The organism is Arthrobacter sp. zg-Y238 (assembly GCF_024385525.1).
In the GTDB taxonomy this organism is placed as follows: domain Bacteria; phylum Actinomycetota; class Actinomycetes; order Actinomycetales; family Micrococcaceae; genus Arthrobacter_B; species Arthrobacter_B jinronghuae.
Genome location: NZ_JANFLU010000001.1, coordinates 593,507 through 616,767, shown reverse-complemented (window position 1 = coordinate 616,767; position 23,261 = coordinate 593,507). Strand labels below are relative to the sequence as shown.

The following is a 23,261-nucleotide window of genomic DNA, read 5'->3' as shown; positions in this document are numbered from 1 at the left end:
CCATGGCCGTCATAGAAAGCATTCCGGACATCGACGTACCGTGGGAGAAACTGGGCGAGGCGGCTGCCGTCATGCGGGACAAGGCTTCTTCTGCAATCAGTCAACTTGATGCTGCCTCCGCTGCATGGGATGGGCTGCAGCAGGCCTACAAGGAAAGTCACACACAGGACCGGGTCTACGCTGCGCTCACGGACCTGCGCGACCCTGCCGTTGACTGGGCAGTTGCGCTCTCTTCCGCCGCAGCCGTACTCGAGGACTTCGCCGTAACCGGTAAGCCGCTGCAGCAGGAGGCCGAAACCCTCAAGACGGAGCGGACCGGGCTGCTCAGCAGAACCGCGTCCTCCGATATTCCCGGTGATGATGAAGCGCAGGACGCGCTGAACCGTGAAGTCTCGGAGCTCAACGAACGGGTTCTGAGCCTGCAGCGCAACTGGTCCCAGACTGTGGAAACCGCCGTCTCGGATTTGTCTCTGATATCCGGCGGAACAGGGGATACCCTGCCGGTGCTTGCTGCCCTGGGCGGCCCGGTGCTTCCCTCCCCCGACTGGATCGGCTTGACCTCCACCCTGGACGATTTCGGGGAATTGGATCCCGCGGCCGTGGCCGCCTCGCTCATCGATCTGAACGAAGAGGAACTGCGCGAGTGGGCAAAGGTGAATCCCGAAGCAGCCCTGCTGCTCTCGAACAATAAACTTCCCGAACCACCGCCTCCGGGGTCTGCCGAGGCAGCGATGCTGGAGGTCATGAACACCATGTATGACCGCCCCCGGGGGACACCTGATCTGCCCGCCGATCTGGCCGCCGAAGGCATCAGGAAGATCAACGAGGCCTGGGGACTGCTCTCGGAGGATGATCAGAAGCGGCTTCTCCTGCTGTATCCGGCTGTCTTCGGAAACCTCAACGGTGTGCCCATGGCCCAGCGGGCCCGTGCAAACACGGTGACGGCGGCCGGCTACCGCGAAGAACTTACCCGGCAGCTGGCGGCTCTGGGCGAGGGCGACGGGAGTAAAAGGGGCCAGGAGATCCGGGAGTCGCTTACCAAAAAGAAGCAGGGCCTCGACCACGTCATCAACAACGACCTGCAGACGGTGATGGTCAACATTGAGGCGGATGGGAGCATAGTCACCATGAACGGGACCCCCTCGCCCCGCACCAGGACCAGCACCTTGCTGGTCCCCGGGACGGAGGCCGATCTGGCCAGCGTGGGGGATTACACCGGCAAGCTGGCGGACCTCACGGCCGGGGCAGGAGCAGACGATCTCTCCTTCTACTGGCAGGGCGCAGACCTTCCCGACAAGATAGGCAGCAACGCCACGGGTTACTACAACACGGAGGGCGGACGAAAACTGGCCGCCTTCGACGCGGCACTGGACCTTGAACTGCCGTCAGACGCATCCACCACAGGCATCGGTTACAGCGCCGGAGCGGCTATGTTGGGCACGGCGGAACGGATGGGCCTGGATATCGACAACGTAATTTATCTGGCACCTTCGGGAGTGGGTGAAGGGGTTAGCAGCGTCGAAAACACGACCACCCCGGACGCAAACCGATACTGGATCCAGTCCCGGGATGATCCGATCAACTTGGCCCTGTGGGGCGGCGGGATATTCCAGGGCGCTGATCCCAACGATATGGGCGTGACACGTCTGGAATCAGGTTTCATCAATCACGACGACGGCGGAGAAGTGGTGAGCGGGCACACGGAATACTTCCGTAAGGACTCTACGGCGATGAGGAACATGCGGGGCGTGATTTACGGGCAGGAACTTTATCCCTTCGTACCTTATGGACCGGACAACTACCTCATCACTGAAGGGGGTGTCGTGTTGAGTAATCCGCTGGAGGAAACCCCGGAGGCTTACAAGGGGCACCGGATGCACTCAATTCCAGGTTCCGGGAAGTGAGGACAATGCGTCGCTCCCTCCTCATGTGCCTTATCGTGCTGCCGGTTGCTGCCCTCGGAGCATGCGCCCCCGCGCTGTCGCCGGGCACCGCCGAATCCGCCTCGCCGTCCGCCCGCCCCGCGGCTGCCGTGCTGCCCGGCTTGGACCCCCTCCTGCCCAACCTCCTCGAGGCGGCCGGCGAAGGGTCGCCCCTGCGGATCAGCGACGCGAAAGAAGAATCCTGTCTGGACCTCACGCACGATGACAATTGGAACACCCTCACTCGAACCATGGCATCGGTGGACGGCAGGTACGCTGATCACCCGTCCGCCCAGGGATCAATGGACGCGCTAAAGGCCTATTTGCAGGAGGACGGCTGGGCACTGGATGATGAGGTGCGGAACGAGGAGAACAATAACGGGGTGGTCTACGAGGTCAGCTTCCACAAGGATGAGCTGTCCCTTACCGCTCGATACGATCACGCCGCCCGTGACGGAAGGCGTTTTGTGGAGCTGGTCATCACGTCGCCCTGCGTGGAAAACCCCGATGACCACCAGATGATCCGCTCCAGCCTGGACCCGGAGTACGGTTCCTTCAGCCAGCACTATGACCACAACGCCGAAAAGGCAGACGGTTCCGGCGCAGTCTCCACCCCATGAGCAGCCGGTAGTACGGTTCCAATGCAGAGAATCCGCGTAACCGGTTCGACCGCGCAGGTCACCGAGAGACCTGCCCACTGGATCCGCCGCACGTCGTTCATCCCTGCGGCGGAGCCCCCGCCGGCGGTGCAACTCCTAGACTGGGCACCATGATCGAGACCATGGCCTTCGACACGGCCGACGCCGGGTCGGAACAGCACGCACGGACCCGGCCCGGCTGGCTCGCCCGCCTCCCCTGGCGAACCGGGGAGGACTGGGAACGCCCGGGGCCTACCGTCGCGCAGCAGCGCCACGACGTCATCGGAACCCTGGTCGTGTTGCTGGTCTCCGCTCTCGTTATGGAGGTGAGCCGCGGAATCGGTGCCCTCGCCGGGGAAACCCGGCCCATCTGGCTCCAGCATCTGGCGCTGGCCCTGATCATCCTGCCCTTGGCGGTGCGCCGCCGTTACCCGGTGGCCGTGATGCTGGTCTGCAGCGCCGCGTTCCTGGGCCTGGGACTGCTGGTGCCCATGGTTGCCACGCAGACGAGCTTCCAGGCTGCCTATTTTGCGTCGCTCTACACCGCCGTGGCCTGGGCGAAGGACCGCAGGATGCTCTGGCTCGGCACCACCGTGGTCATTGCCGTGATGGCACTGTGGATTATCCTTGCCTTCACCGTCTCCTCCGCCTATGACGGCATGCTGGAACGGGTCATGGAGGGCGATGACACCTACCGCGGTTTCCTGCCGCCGCTGGCATCCCTGGCGCTCTACAACTTCGCCATCAACGCCGCTTTCTTCGGCGGAGCCATTATGTTCGGCATGAGCGCCTGGCGCAGCGCGCACCAGCGCGAGCTGCTGGTCAAACAGTCCGCCCAGCTGGAAATACAGGCGACGGAACTGGCCCGGCAGGCGGTGCTGGATGAGCGGCTGCGCATCGCCCGGGAACTGCACGACGTCGTCGCGCACCACATCGCGGTGATCGGTGTCCAGGCCGGCGCAGCCCGGCGGGTGCTGGAGAAGAAACCCGAGGCCACCGCGGGCGCCCTGCAGACCATCGAGGCATCCTCCCGCGAAGCAGTGGAACAGATGCGTTCCCTGCTGGGCGTACTCCGCGCGGGCGAGGAACCGGGATCGGAGTCCGACGGCGGTGCGCGGCGAACCCCCGAGCCCGGCCTCGCGGACCTCCCGGCACTGGTGGCAGAGCACGGGCAACTGGGCCTGTCCGTGTCCTACCACCGGTCCGAAGACGTGCCCGGCTCGCTGGACCGGGTCCCCGCACCGCTGGGCCTCTCGATTTACCGAACCGTCCAGGAGTCCCTCGCCAACGTCCGCCGGCACTCCACCGCAGGCTCCGCCGTCGTCGCACTCCGCACGGGCACCACGGGGACCGGCAACAGCTGGGTGGAGGTGGAGACCGTGGACAACGGCAGGCCGCGCACCGGCAGCACCGCCGGTTCCGGCTTCGGCATCCGCGGTATCCGGGAACGGGCCGACCTGCACGGCGGCATCACCGAAATCGGACCGCGTTCCGGCGGCGGCTGGCGCGTCCGGGTCCGGTTTCCGCTGCACTGACCGTTACCGTGGTTGCCGAAGGCCGCATACTGCGGCCGGCAGAACTCCTTCGAAAGGGAGAAGCGTAAGTAATGGAACCGATCCGCGTCCTGCTGGCTGATGACCAGGCCCTGCTGCGGGCGGGCTTTGCCATGATGCTCTCAGTGGAGGACGAAATCGAGGTGGTGGGCCAGGCCGCCAACGGCGCCGAAGCCGTGGACTTTGCCGCCGCACACCCCGTGGACATCATCCTCATGGACGTGCAGATGCCGGTCCTGGACGGGATCCGGGCCACCGAGCAGGTGGTGCGGGCCGGCACCGCGAAGGTCATCATCCTCACCACCTTTGAACGAGACGACTACCTTTTTGATGCCATCAGCGCCGGCGCCAGCGGCTTCCTGCTGAAGAACTCCGACCCGGACGACCTGGTGGCAGCGGTCCACGCCGTCGCCGGCGGCCACGCCCTGCTGGCACCGGAAATGACGGTGCGGGTCATCGAACGCTTTGCCCGGCAGCTGCACGCAGAGGCTGCCGGCGCGGCTGCCCACCCAAACGGCCGCCCAACCGCCACCCCCGCCGCCGTCGGGACCCGTCCGCCGTCGGGGTCCGCTCAGCAGCAGAAACTGCTGGACTCGCTGACTTCCCGCGAGCGCGAAGTGCTCGTGAACGTTGCCGCGGGCCGGAGCAACGCCGAGATCGCGGCGGGGATGTTCGTAGCCGAGGCGACCGTCAAGACCCATGTCTCCAACCTGCTGGGCAAGATCCAGGTCCGGGACCGGGTGCAGGCAGTGGTGTTCGCCTACGAGTCCGGCCTCATCCTCCCGGGGGACAAACCGACCTCCGGCTGACCCGGGCAGGTTCCATCCCGCGGCCGATCCGCCGTGCTGCTCTTCTGCCTAAGCTCGAAGCAGAAGTTCATCACTAGGCCCGGCTTCTTCCGGGGAAGGAGCAGCACATGCTGCAGGTCCGCAATCTCACCCGACGCTTCGGGGACAAAACCGCCGTCGACGACGTCACGTTCGACATTCCGTCCGGCCGCATGACCGGCTTCGTCGGCGCGAACGGCGCCGGTAAAACCACCACCATGCGCATGATCATGGGCGTCCTGACCGCCACGGCCGGCGATGTGCTGCTGGACGGGGCCCCCGTGACCGCCGCGCAGCGCGCACAATTCGGATACATGCCCGAAGAGCGCGGCCTCTACCCCAAGCAGCCCATCATCGACCAGCTGGTCTACCTCGGCCAGCTGCACCGGATGAGCCAGTCCTCGGCCCGGCGCGAGGCAATGGAACTGCTGGACCGGTTTAATCTGGCCGACCGGAGCAAGGACAAGCTCGAATCGCTCTCCCTGGGCAACCAGCAGCGCGTGCAGATCGCCGCCTCACTGCTGCACCGTCCCACCGCCCTGATCCTGGACGAGCCGTTCTCCGGCCTGGACCCGATCGCCGTCGACTCCATGGTGGAGCTGCTGCGCGAACGGACCGCCGCCGGTGTCCCGGTACTGTTCTCCAGCCACCAGCTGGACCTGGTGGACCGGCTCTGCGACAACCTGGTGGTCCTGCAAGGCGGGCGCCTCATGGCTGCCGGCAGCGGCGACGAACTTCGTGCCACGGCACCCCGCCGCCACCGCATCACGGTCTCCCCCGACGCCGGCTGGCTGCGCGAGGAAACCGGACTCACCGTCATCGACGTCGCCGGTCCCTCCGCACTCGTGGAGTTCGACGACGACGCGCACGCCCAGCGCACCCTGGCCGCCGCCCTCTCCCGCGGCACGGTGCAGGAATTCGCCCCCATCCGCCCGTCCCTGAGCGACATCTACCGTGAGGTGACAGCATGAGCACCGAAACCCGCACTCCCGTAGCCAAACCCGGGCAGGCACCCGATGCCCCGGATACCACGCCGGCCTGGGCAATCGTGACGCTGCGCGAAGTCATGGTCAAAATGCGTGACCGCACCTATCTGCTGTCCACAGTCGCGACCCTGGTCCTCATCGTGGGCACGATCCTGTTCAACGCCTATATGTCATCCCGCGGCTCGGACCATACCGTGGCTGTGGCAGATACCGCCGCCACGGAGATCATCACTGCCGCCGATGCCGCCGGCCAGGAGGGAGACGGGAACACCACCTTCGAAGCCGTAACGGCAGACTCCCCCGAAGCCGCCCTGCAGCTGGTCCGCGATGAAGAAGCCGACGCGGCCCTGATTCAGGACGATGACGGCAGCTGGACCCTGACCGGGAAGGACGAAATCGGTTCCGGGATCCGCGGACCTGTCTCCGAGGCCCTGACCAGCTACGTCATCAGTGCCAACGCCGCTGCGGCCGGCACCACCGCAGCGGAGCTGACCGCCGGCAGCGAGCTCGAAGAAGCGCTGCTGGAAGGCGACGCCGAGCAGGCCGGAATCGCGGCCGCCGTCGGCTTCGCGTTCAGCTTCCTCTTCTACATGGCCACGATCATCTTCGGCCTGGCGATCGCAACCTCCGTGCTGGAGGAAAAGCAGAACCGGGTGGTGGAAATCCTCGCCACCGCCATCCCCATCCGCCAGCTCCTCTACGGCAAGGTGATCGGCAACACCGTCCTGGCCGTGGTGCAGCTGGCACTCTACGGCGGAGCGGCCCTCCTGGCGCTGAACCTCACCGGTACCGCGGACATGGTGGGATCCATCATTCCGATCTCGGGCTGGTTCCTGGTCTTCTTCCTGATCGGGTTCCTGATCCTGGCCGCCGGCTGGGCGATGCTCGGCTCCATGGCCAGCCGTTCAGAGGACCTGAACAGCAGCTCCACCCCGGTGATGGCGGTCATCTTCGCCGCCCTGTTTGCCGGCATGTTCGCCAAGGGGCAGCTGCTGGTCATCGCCTCGTTTGTGCCGGTGATTTCCTCAGTGGCCATGCCTATCCGGATGCTCAGCTCGGAGGTGCCGCTCTGGCAGACCTTCGCTTCGCTGGCCATCGCGCTGGCCGCTGCGTACGCCCTGCTGGGCTTTGCCGCGAAGATCTACCGGCGGGCCGTGCTGCAGAGCGGAGGCTCGCTGACGCTGCGCAAGGCCATGAAGCTGGAGCAGTAGCCCCGGCGGGAGAATCTCAGAGGCAGGCGGGGAGCATCGGCTCCCCGCCTGTTTCATTTGTACTGCAGTCAGTCCGGGTATTGCCGGCGCAGCTCGGCCTTGCGGATCTTTCCGCTCGCCGTCCGGGGAAAGTCCTCCACCATCGTCACGGTGCGCGGCACCTTGTACCGGGCCAGGCGGCCGAAGAGGTGTTCCTGCACTTCTTCGGCCGTCAGCGCGTATCCCTCCCGCAGGCTGATGACCGCGCGGGGAACTTCACCCCATCTGCTGTCCGGCACCCCGATCACGGCAACGGCTGCCACGGCCTCCAGCTCCGCGATAACCTGCTCGACCTCGGCCGGATAAATGTTTTCCCCGCCGGAAATGATCATGTCCTTGAGCCGGTCGGAAATGAACAGGTACCCGTCGTCGTCGAAATAGCCCATGTCGCCTGACCGGAACCAGTCGTCCTCCGCATAGGCTTCCGCAGTGGCGTCGGGCCGGTTCCAATAGGAGCGGACGACGTTGGGGCCGGAAATCTGGATCTCCCCCACCTCACCCGCCGGGAGCACCCCGCCGTCCGGACCCGTGATCCGAACGTCCGTAAAGAAGTGCGGCAATCCGGCGGAACCGGCCTTTTCCCTGGACCGGGCGGCCGGAAGCGCCGTGGCTCCCGGGGCCGTTTCGGTCATTCCGTAGCCGTTGGAGAAGGACAGGCCGCGGGCTTCATAGGCTTCCAGGACCCGCAGGGGCACCGCGGATCCGCCGCAGGTGATGGTGGTCAGCGAGCTGATGTCCCGCTTGTCCCAGTCCGGATGTTCACACAGCATCTGGTACGTGGTGGGAACGCCGCTGATGTAGGTGGCTGCATACTGTTCAATCGCGGCAAGCGTGCGTCCCGGTTCGAACCTGGTTTCCAGCACCACCGTCCCGCCCTTGAGGAGCACCGGCAGGACGCCCATGTCCAGGGAAGCGACATGGAACATCGGGGAGATCATCAGTGCGACCTCCGTCCCGGACACGTCATAGTCCACCAGCACGTTGTAGCAGTTCCAGGCCAGGTTGGCGTGGGACAGCAGGGCGCCTTTGGGCCGGCCGGTGGTGCCGGAGGTATAGAGGATCATCGCGCCGTCGTCTCCCCCGACCGGCAGGTCCAGCCGGTCAGGGGATGCCGCGGCGATCACGGCGTCGAAGTCGGACACATTTTCTCCGCCCGATCCGCCCTCCTCGGCCGCTGCCGGACCGTCGGCCGACGCCGCGCCGCCGGCTTGCGCCGCGCCGCCGGCTTGCGCCGCGCCGTCGGCCACCTCCAGCCGCACCGTCACCGAGGTGCCGGCTGACCCCAGCTGTGCCAGCCGGGTGAGCGCACCGGTGTACACCAGCACCGAACTGCCCGAATCCTGCAGCGCAAACTGAATCTCGGGCGGCGCCAGGCGGGTGTTCAACGGAACAAAGACGGCGCCCAGCGTTCCGGCGGCGAAAAACGTCTCCAGGAATGCGGGATGGTTATCCCCGAGGAAAGCCACCCGGGAGCCGTGGTCCACACCGGCTGCCCGCAGTGCCTGTGCCAGCCGGTTGATCCGCTCGTCCAGCTCCGTGTAGCTGATGCCCCGGCCCTGGAAGACCAGCGCCGTCCGGCCGGCGGACTTCAGGCGCCGGCGGTGTATCCACGATCCCAGCCCCTGGTTCTCCATGGCGCTACTGCACCGTCATGGCATCGACGTCCGGTTCCTTTGCCACGAACTCGTACTTCAGCATGAGTGCGCCCAGGTCATCCAGCTCGTCGCTTCGGAGTTCGCCGTCGAACTCCTCCATCTTCAGGTTCTCGGCGACCGCCGCGTCCATCCCCATAAACGTCGGAAGGGTGGCGCGGACGTCGTCGACGTTGGCCTGTGCCTGGGTGAGTGTTTCGGTGACGGCCTCCTTGAACGCCGCCACGGTTTCCTCGTTTTCGTCCGCATACCGGCCGGAGGTAAACGTGACCATCGTTGGCATCCCGGCGACCGCTTCCTGGTTCGGATAGCCCACCAGGACGTAGTCGGGATTGGCCAGGGCGCGGCTCAGGAAAGGCTCGGGCAGCCAGACCGCGTCCGTATTGCCTCGCTCGAGCGCGGCTTCCATGTCCTGGAACGGCAGCTCGTTGAAGTTGAGCTGCTCCGGATCGGCGCCGGCCAGGGCGGCGCTTTCCATGATGGTCAGATCGCCCTGGGTGTTGACCGCGTTGACGGTGGTGGTTTTGCCTTCCAGATCGGCGAAGGACGTGATCCCGGAGTCCGCACGCGCCACCACGCCGTTGATGTCGTCGCCTTCGGCGAAGGAATTGGAGTACCCGGACACGATCTTCATATCCAGGCCCTTGTCCTTGGCCACCATGACCGACAGCGGGTTACCCACGGCAAAATGGATGTCGCCGGTGGAGACCGCCGGCAGCATGGCTGCCCCGCCGGTGCCGCGCTGGAGCTCGATCTCCAGCCCGTGCTTCTCGAAAATGCCTTCATCGATGCCGTACTGCATGGCCGAGGACGGTGCGATGGACAACACCCCCACCACTACCTGCTGGAGTTCACCGCTGCCGGAACTTTCGCTGCCCGACGGCGACGACTCGGCGTCGGATCCGGCGGTCGAACCGCCGGAGCAGCCGGTCAGTGCCAGTGCCAGCAGAACTCCGCCTGCCGCAGCCGTGGACAGTTTCCTGGTGATCGTGTTCCTCATGACCTACCTCTTCATTGTGGTGGTAAGAGTGGTGCCCTGGCCGTTACCCGGACGGGGAATCCCGGAACCCGCGACGGCGGATGGCTCCATGTCACCCCGGATCGTTGAGAATGTCAACAGTATTGTTTCCCGCATACCGCCAGGGGCTCAGCAAGCGCACGAAAAACGGCGCGGCGGTCCGCAAAAGCAGACCGCCGCACCGGCACTTGATCTTGACCGCCGCAACGCCCAAAGGCGAGGGCGGGTGTAACCCTAGATTCCCTTTTGCATCAGGGCGGCCAGGGAGCGGAACCTTTCGTTCTGCTCCAGGTCGTCCAGCAGCACCGCCTCGCCGTCGGGACCGCAGAGGGGAATCCGCCAGTTCGGATACTCATCGGCGGTCCCCGGCTGGTTCTGGGTCTTTTTCTCGCCCACCAGGTCGGCCAGGGCCACGCCGAGAAGCACCGACGGCGTCTGCAGGATGAACTCGTGCAGCGCCTCCACCGTCTGCTGCACTTCCTCGCCGTGCATCTGGCCGGCCACCTGGTCTGAGGCGGATTCGGGCAGCAGCCCGCGCTGCCGGAGCGCCTCCAGGACGGCTTCCTGCGCTTCGCTGTCCGCCTTCCGCTCTTCCTCCACGGGACGGTTGAGCAGGCCGAGGGACTCGCGCAGGTTCACGTGTTCACCGGCCAGGTAGCCGGCGGTCGGCGGGAGGTCATGGGTGTTGACGCTGGTCAGGGCGCCCACCCGGTATTCCTCCGGATCGCGCGGGCCGTCCTCGGTCTGCTCGAACCACAGGATGGAGGTGCCCAGCACCCCGCGCTCCCCGAGGTATTCCTGGACCCACGGTTCAAAGACGCCCAGGTCCTCACCGATAACGACGGCGCCGGCCCGCTGCGCTTCCAGCGCGAGGATGCCGATCATCGCCTCGTGGTCGTAGTAGACATACGCGCCCTCGCCCGGTGAAGCGGCGTCCTGCGGGATCCACCAGAGCCGGAACAGGCCCAGGATGTGGTCCACCCGGATGCCGCCGGCGTGCCGGAGGATGGTGCGGATCATGTCCCGGTAGGCGGCATAGCCGGACTCGGCCAGCCGTCCGGGGTGCCACGGCGGCTGGCTCCAGTCCTGGCCGCGCTGGTTGAACATGTCCGGCGGGGCGCCGACGGAGATGCCGGAGGTCAGCACGTCGCGGAGCATCCACGCATCGGCGCCGCTCGGGTGCACACCCACGGCGAGGTCGTGGATCACACCGATCCCCATGCCCGCCTTCTTCGCGGCCAGTTGCACGCCCTCAAGCTGTTCGTCGCAAATCCACTGCAGCCACTTGAAGAAGTCGATGCGTTCCTGCAGCCGGGGCAGCTGACGGACCACGTAGTCGCTCTCCGGGCCCGTGGCCTCGGCCCATTCCGGTGCGTCGGGGGCCAGTTCCTCGGCCAGGGCGCACCAGCGGGCGAAGTTCTCCAGGCCCTGCCCGGCGTCGGCCTTGAAGGCGTCGAACTGTTTCTGCCTACTCGGGCTGCGTTCCACCTGGTACACGTCCTGCAGCACGCGGAGCTTGGCCGCATAGCTGGCGTTGCGGTCCAGTTCCGCCGCGGAGGTGTTGGCCGGGTACAGGGATCGGGCTGCCTCTTCGGCGGCCTGCCGCTGGCCGTCGGTCAGGTAGGCGTATTCCGGCACTGCTTCCACCCGGATGTACAGCGGGTTGAAGAACCGCCGCGTGGTGGGTAGGTACGGGGAGGGTTCAATGGGCGGCACCGGTTCCGCGGCGTGCAGCGGATTGATGAGGACAAACCCGGCGTCGTAATCCGTGCCGGCGACGGCGGCGAGATCCGCCAGGTCGGTCAGGTCGCCGATCCCCCAGGATCGGGAAGAGCGGACCGAGTAGAGCTGGGCCTGCACGCCCCAGGCGCGATCGGTTTCCAGCTTATCCGCGGTGTCGAGCCGGTCCGGGGTGACCACCAGCACGGCACTGCCGGAGATGTCGCCGCTTGCCACGTCCAGCCGGTGCCAACCCAGTTCCAGCCCCTCGGGCAGGGGAACCAGGGTACGTGCCACGGCCGAGCCGTCGATGTCCCGTTCCTCCTCAGGCTGCTCCGGCCACGCGAGTTCCTGCTCTGAGCCGTCTTCCAGCCGCAGGGTCAGTTTCGCAGTGCTGCCGGGCGGCAGGTGGACGGGCACGCTGCCGGGCTTGCCCTGGCGTACGACGGCGGTCGGCGGCAGCGGGCGCTTCCAGGCAGCCGCCTTTGACTCCGCGAGGGACCGTTCCAGGTCCTGTTCCGATTCGACGGCCAGGCCCAGCGCGGAAAGGACGCTGCGCAGCGTGGCGTCGGATACCTGCTGCTCGGAACCATCCCAGCCGGTGAACGTGGTGGCTACCTTGTGAAAGTCGGCAAGCTGGCGGAGGAGGCCGGCGGCGTCCGGAACAGGTTGGGCGGACGGGGCTTTTGGCTTTTCACTCATGCAACCAATCTATGGCCCGCAGGCCGGTGCCGCACCTTCGGCATCGCTGGCAGCGAACGGACCGTTAGGGCCGTTCCTGCGTCAGGCGCCAGTTGTCCTGGAAGTCCGGATGGTCCTCGTGCACGGCGGCGAGGGCGGAGAGCGCCAGCCGGGTCCACTCCAGCTCCTCACGGAATTGGGGATCGTCGTCCGGGTCCACAATCATGCGCGAGAGGGCATGGCGGCGGGCGCCCCCGATGATCTCGATGAGCATGAGCTTCGTTTCGCATTCCTTCAACAGCCGCTCCTCGTACCAGCGGTCGGAGAGCGAAACGTCGGAGGATGCGAGTAGTTTGCGGGCCTCGGAGATGTCTTCCTGGAAACGCGTGACCAGGAAATCGACGATATCCATGGCCGAATCCTACCCGGCGCACTGCCCGCCGGTCAGGGGTCCATACGCGAACGGGAATATTTAAGGGCTATGCGCTGGTTAGTGTAAGTATCAACTAATTCAGGAGATGCCTTTTGCCGGTAGCCAGTGCCCACTCCCCCTCCACGAAAGCACGTGCAAAGCGCGTGCGCAGCATCCGTTCCCTCCGCCGCGGAGACATTGTTGAAGCGCGCAGCGGCGGCACAATCTATTTCCACGGCGAGGTCCAGGACACGGCCCCGGGTCTGTCCACCGTCTGGATCCGCGATGAATCCACCGGCCAGCGGACTGCGGCCAGCATGGACGATTTCACCCTCTGGAAGCTGTAGCGGCACCCCTGCCGTGGAACCTGGTCAGTCGATCAGGGCACCGGCACTGATGTTCAGCGTTGCGGCGGTCATGCTGGCAGCCCGGTCCGAAGCAGCGAAGGCTGCTGCATAGCCCACATCCTCCAGCGTGGCGGCGCGGCCCAGCATGGTGGAGCGAATCATGGCGTCGGCGATCTCGCCGGCGCCTTCCATGTTTTCCGGCAGAGTCTCCGGGACACCGCCGCTGCGCAGGGTCACCACCCGGATCCCGTGGGTTCCCAGTTCGCTGGAAAGCTGGCGGCGCATGGACTCCATCGCTTCAAACGCCGTCTGCAGCCCGCCCAGGTACAGACCGGGCACCGGGTCACCCGAACCGCCGAACGCCAGGATCACGCCGGAGTGCTGGCGTATCATATGCCGGGCGGCCGCCTGCGAGGTCAGGAAAAAGGTCTGAACGGCCGTGGAAACGGGCCGCAGATAATCGGCGACGGACATTTCAGCCATGGGCGTGCCTTGCACGTCCCCGTGCTGGATCACATTCATGGAGATGTCCAGGCTCCCGGCGGCGGCCGCGACGTCGTCGGCATGTTCGTTAACCGCCCGCTCGTTGGTGGCATCCAGCAGCGCGATGTCCGCCATACCCCCGGCATGCCGGATCCGCTCCGCCACGGCCTCGAGCGGCTCCGGCGTGCGTCCGGCAAGGAAAACCCGCGCGCCTTCCCGGGCGAAGGCCTGCGCCACGGCGCCGCCGATGCCTCCTCCGCCGCCGTAGACCACCGCGTTCTTCCCGATGAGCAGTTGCTCCATGGTCCCGCCTCCCGGTTGCCCTGCCGGTCACGGCCCGACCGTCCCGATCCGTCCCCGACGGCTTTCGGTCCCCATCATGGACCGCGCCCGGCGAGGAGGCAATGTCCTGTCCCCGCCCGAGCGGGCCTAGCATGGAGACTACGGCCGGGAGTGATCCACGGCACACTTGATGGAACGGAGCCGCATAAGATGTTCAACGCCCTCACTGTCCAGGAACCGGTGGCGCCTGCCGCACTGCTGTGCGACCGGCATCCCGCAGACTCGGTTGCTTTTACCGTCATTGAGCAGGACCTCTCGGCCACGGACCTGACCTACGGGGAGCTGCGGGAGGGTTCGGAGCGGGCCGCCGCGGCCTTCGCCCGGCTGGGGGTACGCCCCGGGGACCGGGTGGCAACCCTGATGGGCAAGAGCGGTGATCTGGTGACGGTGCTGCTGGGCCTGTGGCGCCTGGGCGCGGTTCACGTGCCGTTGTTCACGGCGTTTGCCACGCCGGCCATTTCCGTACGCCTGTCCTCCAGCGGTGCCCGGCTGGTGGTCGCCGACGGAAACCAGCTGGCCAAAGTGGCGCCCCTGGTCCCGGAGCTGGGCCTCACGGTCCTGGCTGTCGGAACGGACGGTGCGGCGGATGCCGACGCTGCCGGGGCCGCGGATGCCCTGGACTGGGCTCAGCTGCTCTCCGCCGAGCAGCCCGGCATGCCGGCGGCAGTCCTGGACCCGGAGGACCTGCTCGTGGAGATCTTCACGTCGGGCACCACCGGCGCACCGAAGGGCGTTCCCGTACCGGTGCGGGCCCTCGAAGCGTTTTCCGCCTACTTCCACTACGGACTGGACGTGCAGCAGGAGGACGTGTTCTGGAACGCCGCCGATCCGGGCTGGGCCTACGGCCTCTACTACGGGATCCTGGCGCCGATGGCCGCGGGCCGCCGGAACCTGCTGCTGCGTGGCGGCTTCAGCGCGAAGCTGTGCTGGCAGGTGCTGGAGCGGTTCGGCGTCACGAACTTTGCGGCCGCGCCCACCATCTTCCGCTCGCTCCGGGCCGAGGCGTCCGACGGCGTCGGCCCCCTGGCCCTGCAGCGCGCCTCCAGCGCTGGCGAGCCCCTCGACGCGGAAACCATCAACTGGGCCACGCGCTGCCTGGGCACCGCCGTGCGGGACCACTACGGGCAGACGGAAATGGGGATGTGCATTGTGAACGGCTGGGAAGCGTCCGTGTCCCGGGAGATCCGGCCCGGCTCGATGGGCCATGCCCTGCCCGGCTACCGCACCGAAGTGCTGTCGCTGGAAGAAGATTCCCCGGCCGCGACGGGCGAGAAGGGACGGGTGGCCATTGATGTTCCGGCCAGCCCGCTGATGTGGTTTAGCGGTTACACGGACAATCCGGAGAAAACCGCCGAACGCTACAGCAGCGACGGCCGCTGGTACTACACCGGCGACCGGTTCGCGGGATGACGACGGCTACACCTATTTCTCCGCCCGGGATGACGATGTGATCATCATGGCCGGCTACCGGATCGGCCCGTTCGAGGTCGAATCCGTGCTGGCCACGCACCCGGAGGTGGCCGAGAGCGCCGTGATCGGCGTACCGGACGAGCTGCGCGGGGAACGGCTTGAAGCGTACGTGGTGCTCCGCTCGGGCTCCGGCTCCCCCGAGCTGGCGGCGGAACTGCAGCAGCTGGTGAAAACCCAGTACGCCGCCCACGCCTACCCGCGGGCCGTGCACTTTGTGGACGAGCTACCCAAAACGCCGAGCGGGAAGCTGCAGCGTTTCGTGCTGCGTGCTTCCCGCTCGGCGTCGGATTCCGAACCTCCGGTGAACGCCTAGATCAGGGCGTCCGAGAGGAAGTTCGGCGTTCCGAAGCGGTGCGCGGTGATGCTGACGGCCTGCTCATGCAGGAACGGCAGCAGCTCCAGGCGGCCGGATTCGGTGACGGGCTGGGCGTAGACGGCAATGTCCGGAGTGCCGCCGGTGGCTTCGGCCAGCGCCTGTGCGGAGCCGCCGATCAGCCGGACCCGTCCGGACGTCAGCGAGGCAGCGGAAGCCAGCCACGCGGCGTCGTCCTGAACCCGGAACTGAAGTCCGAGTTCGGTCAGCACGGCCCGCAGGCCGGCCGGGAGGTCGACGGCGGTGGACACGCTGACTGCCGATCCGGCAGTCAGCGCTGCGGCCAGGACCCGGACCAGCAGGGCTGCGGGCTGGCCTTCGGCGAGGCGGACAGTCACCGGAACGGGTACGTACCGGAAGACGTTGCGCTCGGCGGACAGGGCGGACACGTCCTTGGCGGTGCCGAATTCGCCGTTCCAGGCCCGCGCGTCGCTGTTCGCGGCGCGGCGGAGGAAGGCGGCGTCGTCGGCGGTGAAGGCCGAGCCTGCCGATTCCGCGGCGGCGATCAGGCGTGCAGCCGGCGCCGCGGCGGGCAGCTCGGCGGGTGCCTCGGAGGTCCCGTTCACTGCTTCCCAGTTGCCCAGGCCGATCAGGTAGTTCGGGCCGCCGGCCTTGGTGCCCGCACCGACGGCGGACTTCTTCCAGCCGCCGAAGGGCTGGCGGCGGACGATGGCGCCGGTGATGCCGCGGTTCACGTACAGGTTGCCTGCCTGGATGCGGTTCAGCCAGACGTCCATTTCCGCCGGCTCGAGGGAATGCAGCCCGGCGGTGAGGCCGTAGTCGATGTCGTTGGCCATATCGATGGCCTCTTCGAGGGTCTCGGCGGTCATGACGCCGAGGATCGGGCCGAAGTACTCGGTGAGGTGGTACTCCGAGCCGCGGCGGACGCCGGTGCGGATGCCCGGGCTCCACAGCCGGCCGCTCTCGTCGAGCTGTTCGGGCTGCAGCAGCCAGGCCTCGCCTTCACCCAGCTCGGTGAGGCCTCGAAGCAGCTTGCCGGCGGCGGGCTCGATGACCGGGCCCATCTGCGTGGTGGGGTCTTCGGGGTAGCCGACCTTCAATGACTGGACGGCGTCCACGAGCTGGTTCCGGAAGCGCGGGGACTTGGCCACGGAACCGACGAGGATCACCAGGGAGGCCGCGGAGCATTTCTGCCCGGCGTGCCCGAAGGCGGACGCGGCGACGTCGCGGGCGGCGAGGTCGAAGTCCGCGCTCGGGGTGACGATCACGGTGTTCTTGCCCGACGTTTCCGCCAGCAGCGGCAGGTCGTGACGGAAGGAGCGGAACAGCTCGGCGGTTTCGTAGCCGCCGGTCAGGATCACGCGGTCCACGGCCGGGTTGGAAATCAGCTGGCGGCCGAGTTCCTTTTCACCCAGCTGGACGAACTGCAGGACGTCGCGCGGAATGCCGGCTTCCCAGAGCGCTTCCACCATGACCGCACCGCAGCGGGCGGACTGGCGGGCGGGCTTGATGACGACGGCGGACCCGGCGGCCAGGGCGGCGAGGGTCGAGCCGGCGGGGATGGCTACCGGGAAGTTCCACGGCGGGGTGACCACGGTCAGGCGGGACGGGACGAAGCGGGCGCCCTCCACGTTGTCGAGTTCGCGGGCGAGCTCGGCGTAATAATGCGCGAAGTCGATGGCTTCCGAAACCTCGGGGTCCGACTGGTCCAGGGTCTTGCCGGTTTCGGCGGCCATGACCTCCATCAGGTCGGCGCGGCGTGCCTCGAGGACTTCACCTGCGCGGTGCAGGACCTCGGCGCGTTCGGCACCGCTGAGTGCACCCCATGCCTTGCCCTTGGTGACGGCGGTGTTGATGACGGCGTCGAGCTCCGCCTCGGTGCCGACGGCGGCAGCGGCCACGGCGGCCTTGCCTAGTTCGGATCCGGGGACGCGGGCGAGGATGCCCCGGCCCCAGGCCTGGTTGGCGGGCAGCGACGGATCGCTGTCCGGGGTGTTGTCGAAGCTGTCCGTGGCGGCAGCCGCTGCGGGGAGACTGCGGTCCTGCACGCGGTGCGGGGCGGGAACAGCGGTGTCCAGATTCTCCAGCGAGGCCAGGAAGCGCAGCTTCTCGCGTTCGAACAATGCCTCGTTGTCGGCCAGTTCAAACACGGCGGACATGAAGTTCTCCGAGCTGGCGCCTTCCTCCAGCCGGCGGATCAGGTACGCGATGGCGACGTCGAATTCCGCCGGGTGCACTACCGGGGTGTAGAGCAGCAGGCTGCCGACGTCGCGGCGCACCACCTCGGCCTGGCCGGCGGCCATGCCGAGCAGCATTTCGAACTCGATGCCGTCCCGGACGCCGCGTTCCCCGGCCAGCAGCCAGGCGAACGCGACGTCGAACAGGTTGTGTCCGGCGACGCCGATCCGCACGTTCTTGATGCGGTCCGGGTGCAGGGCGTAGTTGATAACGCGCTTGTAGTTGGTGTCGCTGTCCGCCTTGGTGTGCCAGGTGGCCAGCGGCCAGCCGTGCAGGGAGGCTTCCACCTGTTCCATGGGCAGGTTGGCGCCCTTGACCACGCGGACCTTGATGGCGGCACCGCCGTCGGCGCGGCGCTCGGCAGCGAATTCCTGCAGGCGCATCATGGCCGAGAGGGCATCCGGGAGGTAGGCCTGGAGCACGATGCCGGCTTCCAGGTCCTTGAACTCGGGCTGCGAGAGGATTCCGGTGAAGACCGCCATGGTCATCTCCAGGTCCTTGTACTCCTCCATGTCCAGGTTGATGAACTTCTTCACCGGGGACTGCGCGGCGCGGCGGAAGAGCGGGGTCAGGGATTCAATGACGTGCTGCACGGCCTCGTTGAAAGCCCACGGGGAGTGCGGGGCCACGGTGGAGGACACCTTGATGGAGACGTAGTCGACGTCGTCTCGGGCCAGGAGGGCATGGGTGCCTTCCAGCCGGCGGGCTGCCTCATGCTGGCCGAGGACGGCCTCGCCGAGGAGGTTCATGTTCAGCCGGGTGTTGTCCTTGCGGATGCCGGCAATGGCCTTGCCCAGCTTCGCGTCCGTGGCGTCGACAATCAGGTGCCCGACCATTTCGCGCAGCACCTTGCGGGCGGCGGGAATGACAATCTGCGGGACCACGGGACCGAGGATGCCGCCGGCGCGCACAGCCGCGCGCATGTACCAGGGCAGGAATCCGGGAACGCGGGGAGCCAGGGCGGCGAGGTTGCGGGCTGCCACGCGGATATCTTCGGGGCGCACGACGCCGTCCACGAAGCCCACGGTGAAGCCCAGGCCGTCCGGGTCCTTCAGGACGCCGGCCAGCTGCGCGGCAGAGGCGTCCACGGGGACGGCCGAGGCCTCGGTCAGCCAGCGGCGGACGAGGGCTACGGACTGCTCTGCCAGCTCGGCGCTGGGGGCGGCGTCGGCGCTGGCGCGGTCCTCAAAGGTATCGGTCATGAGTTGGTGCTCTTTTCATCTAACAGGCAGTTATCCCCCCGGAGGTACTGACTCAGTATCCGCCTGTTGTTCAATTAGATAAAGCGATCTTTTCCGACCGATACAGTTTGGCTCTGCTTACTAATTAGAAAGGTGCCCGCGTGCTCGATATCCGCCGGCTGCGGCTGCTGCGCGAACTCAAGGTCCGGGGCACGCTGGCATCCGTTGCCGCGGCCCTGAACTTCAGTCCGTCCTCGGTGTCGCAGCAGTTGGCACTGCTGGAGAACGAGGTAGGGGTGCCCCTGCTGCGCAAGACCGGACGCCGGGTCACCCTCACACCGCAGGCCGAAATCCTGGTGGACCACGCCGCCGGAATCCTGGACGCCATGGAGCGGGCGGAAGCGGATCTGGCCGAGTCCCTGACCACCGTGACGGGAACGGTCCGGGTGGCCGTCTTCCAGTCAGCGGCACTGGCCCTGATGCCCGATGCCCTCACCATCCTGGGGCGGGACTATCCCGAGGTGCGGATCGAAATGACCCAGCGCGAACCCGAAACCGCACTGTATGAAACCTGGGCCCGGGATTTCGACCTGGTGATCGCCGAACAGTACCCCGGGCATGCCGCACCCCGGCATCCCGGCCTGGACCGCGTGCAGCTCACCACGGATGCCATCCATCTGGCGGTGCCCGCCGAGTCCCTGGGCGGCGGGGACATCCGCTCCATCGCGGACACCGCCTCCCGAGCCTGGGTGATGGAACCCCGCGGCGCGGCCTCCCGGCATTGGGCGGAGCAGGCGTGCCGGCAGGCCGGGTTCGAGCCGGACGTCCGGTATGAAACGGCCGACCTGCAGGCGCAGATCCGGCTGATCGAGTCCGGCAACGCCGTCGGCCTGATGCCGGAGTTGGTGTGGACGGGCCGCACACCGACGGTCCGGCTGCTGGATCTGCCGGGTCGGCCGCGGCGGACCATCTTCACATCGGTCCGGGAAGCGGGGAGCCAGCGTCCAGCCATCCTCGCGTGCCGGGAGGTCCTGGAGCGGACAGCCCGGCTGCTGTCCTCCGCGTAGGGGCGTGCCGGCTGGGTGGGGATTCTCCTGCCGGTTGGGGAAATCCTGCCAGTTGTGGGGTCTCCTGCTGGTTGGAAATCCCCCCCGGTGGGGTTCTCCTGCCGGTTTGGAAAATCCCTCCGCTGCGCAGTGGCAGGGTTCCCCCCAGTCGATTTGACCCAAACCGGAGGGTTCAAGCCCGCGTATGCCAGCGACCGCCGATGAGCCCACCGGCTTACCGCCCTATTGCGGTTCCTCAGGTCCCGGCTTCACGCCGGACCAGCTGGCGGCACCCCCGGCGTCGGGAAAGAGGGTTGCCTTCATGGCGCGGTCCCCGGCCACGCCGCCCGGAACGTAGTAAGACAACAGGTCAGGAACGTTGGGGTCGTATGGCGCGTAGAGTCCCGGCGCCAGTGCAACCACCAGCCCGTCAACGAGCTTGCTGTCGAACCAGCCGGCCACCCGATAGTCCACAGAGGCGGCGTTCACGATCAGTGGGTAGCCCGGGAACGCGGCGCTGGCCTCGGCCGCTTTGGACGGGGCAGACGCATCGGGTGCCGCGCCGGCGTCGCTGGCCGTGACCTCGTAGGGCGCGCACTGGGCCAGGATCTCCGAAACAGCGTTTCTCCAGGCGTAGATATCGAAGTACGAGGCGGAACCGGACTCCCCGGCCACCGGTATGACGCTTTCAATCGGGGCCGACAACTCCTTTAGCAGGACGTCCATGCCCTCCGGCGCGCTGTCGGCTATACCGCGGACTTCCGTGTTGAGCGCGTTTGCACCCGTACCGTCGGAGCCCTCGAAGCCGAACGTTGAACCGTTGTCTTTCACGAAGTAGATGGCCCGATAGAGGGGGCCGTTACCGTCAGTCCCTAGGAGCTTGCGGCACGTTCCCTCTGCCGAGTCCAGTGCCACCGTCTCGGCGGTTGACCCGGCAGCTGCCGCGGCGGAAGCAGGGGCGGAGGCACCGGCGGAGGCAGGTCCGGGCTCCGCTGCTTCTGCGCCGCAGCCCGTGACTAACAGCAGGGCCAAGGCCGGAATGGCTGCGGTTTTTTTCATGGTTCCCCCGGGACTTCGTGGACAGTTGCCCCAACCTAGCACCTGCATCGGACCGGCGGGGGTTTTGGTCCCGCTGCGGAGCCGGGCTTCGGATTCATTGTGCAGTAGATGCTGCCGGTGAGGGGCCAGGCTGCGTCTACTGCACTATGAATGTCGGGACCGTGGGCTTGGGCCGCCGTCGGGCTTCGGCCGGGTGCCGGGCTCCAGCCGGGCCGGCATCGGACAGAGGATCCCACCACGTGGTGCCGCTGTGGCAGATGGGGTCCCACGAGCAACAGCAACCCCACCCTGTGGGATGCTGTGCCGACACCCGGACAGAGGATCCCACCACGTGGTGCTGTTGTGACCGATGGGTCCTACGAGGCCACAGCAGCACCACCTTGTGGGATGCTGCTGTGCTGGAACTGCGGATATTCCAGCTCGCACAACTCATCCACTGAGCAGTTAGTGGGGTTATGGCCGCTCCATAAGCCCGTTATCTGCTCACTAGATGCAGAAACCCCGCGGATAAGCCCGTTATCTGCCCAATAGATCCGGGAACCCCCGGCCCGGGGCCGGCAGCGGACAGAGGATCCCACCACGCGGTGCCGTTGTGGCAGATGGGGTCCCACGAGGCAACAGACCCCACCCTGTGGGATGCTGTGCTGGAACAGCGGATGTTCCAGTCTGCACAACTCATCCACTGAACAGTTATTGGGGTTATGGCCGCTCCATAAGCCCGTTATCTGCTCACTAGTTGCAGGAACCCCGCGGACAAATCCGGGAACCCCGCGGATAAGCCCGCTCAATAGATCCGGGAGCCCCGCGCAAAGTGCGGGCCGCCCGCAGAAACCCCATCGTCCGCTCAGGTGCCCCGGCCAGCGGAGCAACAAAGCAGCCCCCGACCGGACACAGCAAAACGGCGGACCCCGGAAACCCGGGACCCGCCGTCGTGCTGATGAAGCCGTCGTACGTTGAAGAGCTAGGACCTAGCGGCGGCTGCCGCCGGACCCGGACCCCGACCCGGACCCCGAGGACCCCGAGGACCCCGACCCGCCGGACTTTTTCCCGTGGGAGGAGGAATCGTTGACGTCCGTGTCGATCTGCTCCTTGCGGACCTCTTCGGAAACGCTCTCGGTGCCGCTCACCGTCTCGGTGTCCAGGCGAACGCGTTCCACCGGCTCGGTGTGCTTGGAAACCACAGCTTCCTCGGCGTGGAGCGTCACCTCGTGCTCGTCTTCGCTGAGTTCGGCACCTGACAGGGCATCCCCCGCGTTGGCGTCCGTGATGGGCTCCCGCTCGATCCGCACTTCCTCGTGGCTGACCGGCACCTGCTTGGTGACGGTCTCCGTCACGATGTACTTGCGCAGCCGGGCCTTGCCCACAGCGCGGTTCTCGGTGCCGACGTTGAGGCGCTCCTCCGAACGGGTCATCGCGTCGTCCCCGCTGGATCCCGAACCGGAGGAACCGGAGGACGAGGAAAGGCCGGACGTGCCGCTGCTGCTGGAGGTCCCGGATGTCTGGCTCTCCGACACCGTGGAGGTGCCGCTGCTCATGTCACTGCCCCGCATGCCGCTGTCCCGCGTCTCGGTAATGGTATCGGTTTCCGAAACGGATTCCGAAGAACCGTCGTCGTAACTGAAGCCGTAGTACCGGTAGAGCGTGACTTCCTCATCGGGGCTGATCGAACCGTCGCTTTCAATGTGCGGCGCGTTCTTGACCTCTTCCTTGGAGTAGGGCACCAGGACGTCGGCGCCCTCGACGGTTGCCTCACTGAGGGGGATAAACGTTTCCGACGTGCCGAAGAGGCCGGTGTTCACGGTGACCCATGCCGGTTCGTCGGTCTGGTCGTCCAGGTAGAAGGTACCAACGGAACCGATTCGGTCACCGTTCGAGCCAACTACACTGCCCGAACCGCTCATGAGTCCTTCGACCTGCTGATTCGTGATCATCTTGTTCTCCTCGCGACAGCGAATCCGCCGAATCGGTTGACCGACGGTGATTCACCACCGGCCTGTTCGGAGACAGACGACGAGGCGGTCGGTATCCGCCTGCGGCTCCGGGCCGGCTGGTTGACTGGTGAGGAACCTGGCATACATACCAAGCCCACTTACAATTCCAGCC

General features: G+C 66.7%; 18 protein-coding genes. 10 read left to right on the top strand and 8 right to left on the bottom strand.

Annotation, left to right across the window (positions count from 1 at the left end; all coding sequences use genetic code 11):
- Positions 1–2: 2 nt before the first annotated feature.
- From NNX38_RS03085 to NNX38_RS03060, 6 genes are all read left to right on the top strand, one after another.
- Positions 3–1,904 carry a hypothetical protein gene (locus tag NNX38_RS03085; protein WP_255796672.1) on the top strand — a complete coding sequence of 634 codons (1,902 nt, stop codon included), beginning with the start codon at positions 3–5 and terminating at the stop codon, positions 1,902–1,904.
- Complete coding sequence (locus NNX38_RS03080; protein WP_255796671.1) at positions 1,901–2,542, top strand: hypothetical protein; 642 nt, start codon at positions 1,901–1,903, stop codon at positions 2,540–2,542. Before NNX38_RS03085 ends, NNX38_RS03080 begins: the two co-directional genes overlap by 4 nt.
- 149 nt (positions 2,543–2,691) lie before the next feature.
- On the top strand, positions 2,692–4,095 hold the full coding sequence (locus NNX38_RS03075) for a sensor histidine kinase (protein ID WP_255796670.1): 1,404 nt from the start codon (positions 2,692–2,694) through the stop codon (positions 4,093–4,095).
- Positions 4,096–4,166: 71 nt separating this feature from the next.
- The gene (locus NNX38_RS03070) at positions 4,167–4,922 is read left to right on the top strand and encodes a response regulator transcription factor (RefSeq protein WP_255796669.1); all 756 of its coding nucleotides are present in this window, start codon (positions 4,167–4,169) and stop codon (positions 4,920–4,922) included.
- Positions 4,923–5,029: 107 nt separating this feature from the next.
- Complete coding sequence (locus tag NNX38_RS03065; RefSeq protein ID WP_255796668.1) at positions 5,030–5,911, top strand: ABC transporter ATP-binding protein; 882 nt, start codon at positions 5,030–5,032, stop codon at positions 5,909–5,911.
- Complete coding sequence (locus NNX38_RS03060) at positions 5,908–7,137, top strand: ABC transporter permease (protein ID WP_255796667.1); 1,230 nt, start codon at positions 5,908–5,910, stop codon at positions 7,135–7,137. The genes NNX38_RS03065 and NNX38_RS03060 overlap by 4 nt, the downstream gene beginning before the upstream one ends.
- Positions 7,138–7,205: 68 nt before the next feature.
- On the opposite strand, the gene NNX38_RS03055 is transcribed toward NNX38_RS03060, so the two are convergent.
- From NNX38_RS03055 to NNX38_RS03040, 4 genes are all read right to left on the bottom strand, one after another.
- A complete protein-coding gene (locus tag NNX38_RS03055; protein ID WP_255796666.1) occupies positions 7,206–8,810 on the bottom strand; it encodes a long-chain fatty acid--CoA ligase in 1,605 nt (534 codons plus the stop codon).
- A 4-nt stretch (positions 8,811–8,814) separates the two neighbouring features.
- A complete protein-coding gene (locus tag NNX38_RS03050) occupies positions 8,815–9,828 on the bottom strand; it encodes an ABC transporter substrate-binding protein (RefSeq protein ID WP_255796665.1) in 1,014 nt (337 codons plus the stop codon).
- Positions 9,829–10,080: 252 nt separating this feature from the next.
- Positions 10,081–12,267 (bottom strand): 4-alpha-glucanotransferase, encoded by a 2,187-nt coding sequence (gene malQ, locus NNX38_RS03045; RefSeq protein WP_255796664.1) that lies wholly within the window; start codon positions 12,265–12,267, stop codon positions 10,081–10,083.
- A 64-nt stretch (positions 12,268–12,331) separates the two neighbouring features.
- Entirely contained in the window at positions 12,332–12,658 is a 327-nt protein-coding gene (locus NNX38_RS03040; protein WP_229950649.1) for a DUF6221 family protein, read from the bottom strand.
- A gap of 113 nt (positions 12,659–12,771) precedes the next feature.
- Between NNX38_RS03040 and NNX38_RS03035 the strand changes: the two genes are divergently transcribed.
- Positions 12,772–13,005 carry a hypothetical protein gene (locus NNX38_RS03035; protein WP_255796663.1) on the top strand — a complete coding sequence of 78 codons (234 nt, stop codon included), beginning with the start codon at positions 12,772–12,774 and terminating at the stop codon, positions 13,003–13,005.
- A 24-nt stretch (positions 13,006–13,029) separates the two neighbouring features.
- Here the strand turns inward: NNX38_RS03035 and NNX38_RS03030 are convergent, their stop codons facing one another.
- Positions 13,030–13,791 carry an SDR family NAD(P)-dependent oxidoreductase gene (locus NNX38_RS03030; protein WP_255796662.1) on the bottom strand — a complete coding sequence of 254 codons (762 nt, stop codon included), beginning with the start codon at positions 13,789–13,791 and terminating at the stop codon, positions 13,030–13,032.
- A 189-nt stretch (positions 13,792–13,980) separates the two neighbouring features.
- On the opposite strand from NNX38_RS03030, the gene NNX38_RS03025 reads away from it, so the two are divergent.
- Together NNX38_RS03025 and NNX38_RS16790 are read left to right on the top strand one after the other, a co-directional pair.
- Positions 13,981–15,240: an AMP-binding protein gene (locus tag NNX38_RS03025; protein WP_304661415.1), complete on the top strand. Its 1,260-nt coding sequence runs from the start codon at positions 13,981–13,983 to the stop codon at positions 15,238–15,240.
- Positions 15,241–15,286: 46 nt separating this feature from the next.
- A complete protein-coding gene (locus tag NNX38_RS16790; protein WP_304661473.1) occupies positions 15,287–15,613 on the top strand; it encodes a hypothetical protein in 327 nt (108 codons plus the stop codon).
- Here NNX38_RS16790 and NNX38_RS03020 read toward each other — a convergent pair.
- Complete coding sequence (locus NNX38_RS03020; protein WP_255796661.1) at positions 15,610–19,074, bottom strand: bifunctional proline dehydrogenase/L-glutamate gamma-semialdehyde dehydrogenase; 3,465 nt, start codon at positions 19,072–19,074, stop codon at positions 15,610–15,612. The two genes, NNX38_RS16790 and NNX38_RS03020, sit on opposite strands and share 4 nt — an antisense overlap.
- Before the next feature lie 140 nt (positions 19,075–19,214).
- On the opposite strand from NNX38_RS03020, the gene NNX38_RS03015 reads away from it, so the two are divergent.
- Positions 19,215–20,120: a LysR substrate-binding domain-containing protein gene (locus tag NNX38_RS03015; protein WP_255796660.1), complete on the top strand. Its 906-nt coding sequence runs from the start codon at positions 19,215–19,217 to the stop codon at positions 20,118–20,120.
- 222 nt (positions 20,121–20,342) lie between these two features.
- Here the strand turns inward: NNX38_RS03015 and NNX38_RS03010 are convergent, their stop codons facing one another.
- Positions 20,343–21,158 carry a hypothetical protein gene (locus tag NNX38_RS03010; RefSeq protein ID WP_255796659.1) on the bottom strand — a complete coding sequence of 272 codons (816 nt, stop codon included), beginning with the start codon at positions 21,156–21,158 and terminating at the stop codon, positions 20,343–20,345.
- Between the two features lie 968 nt (positions 21,159–22,126).
- Complete coding sequence (locus tag NNX38_RS03005) at positions 22,127–23,089, bottom strand: DUF2382 domain-containing protein (protein WP_255796658.1); 963 nt, start codon at positions 23,087–23,089, stop codon at positions 22,127–22,129.
- Positions 23,090–23,261: the final 172 nt, after the last annotated feature.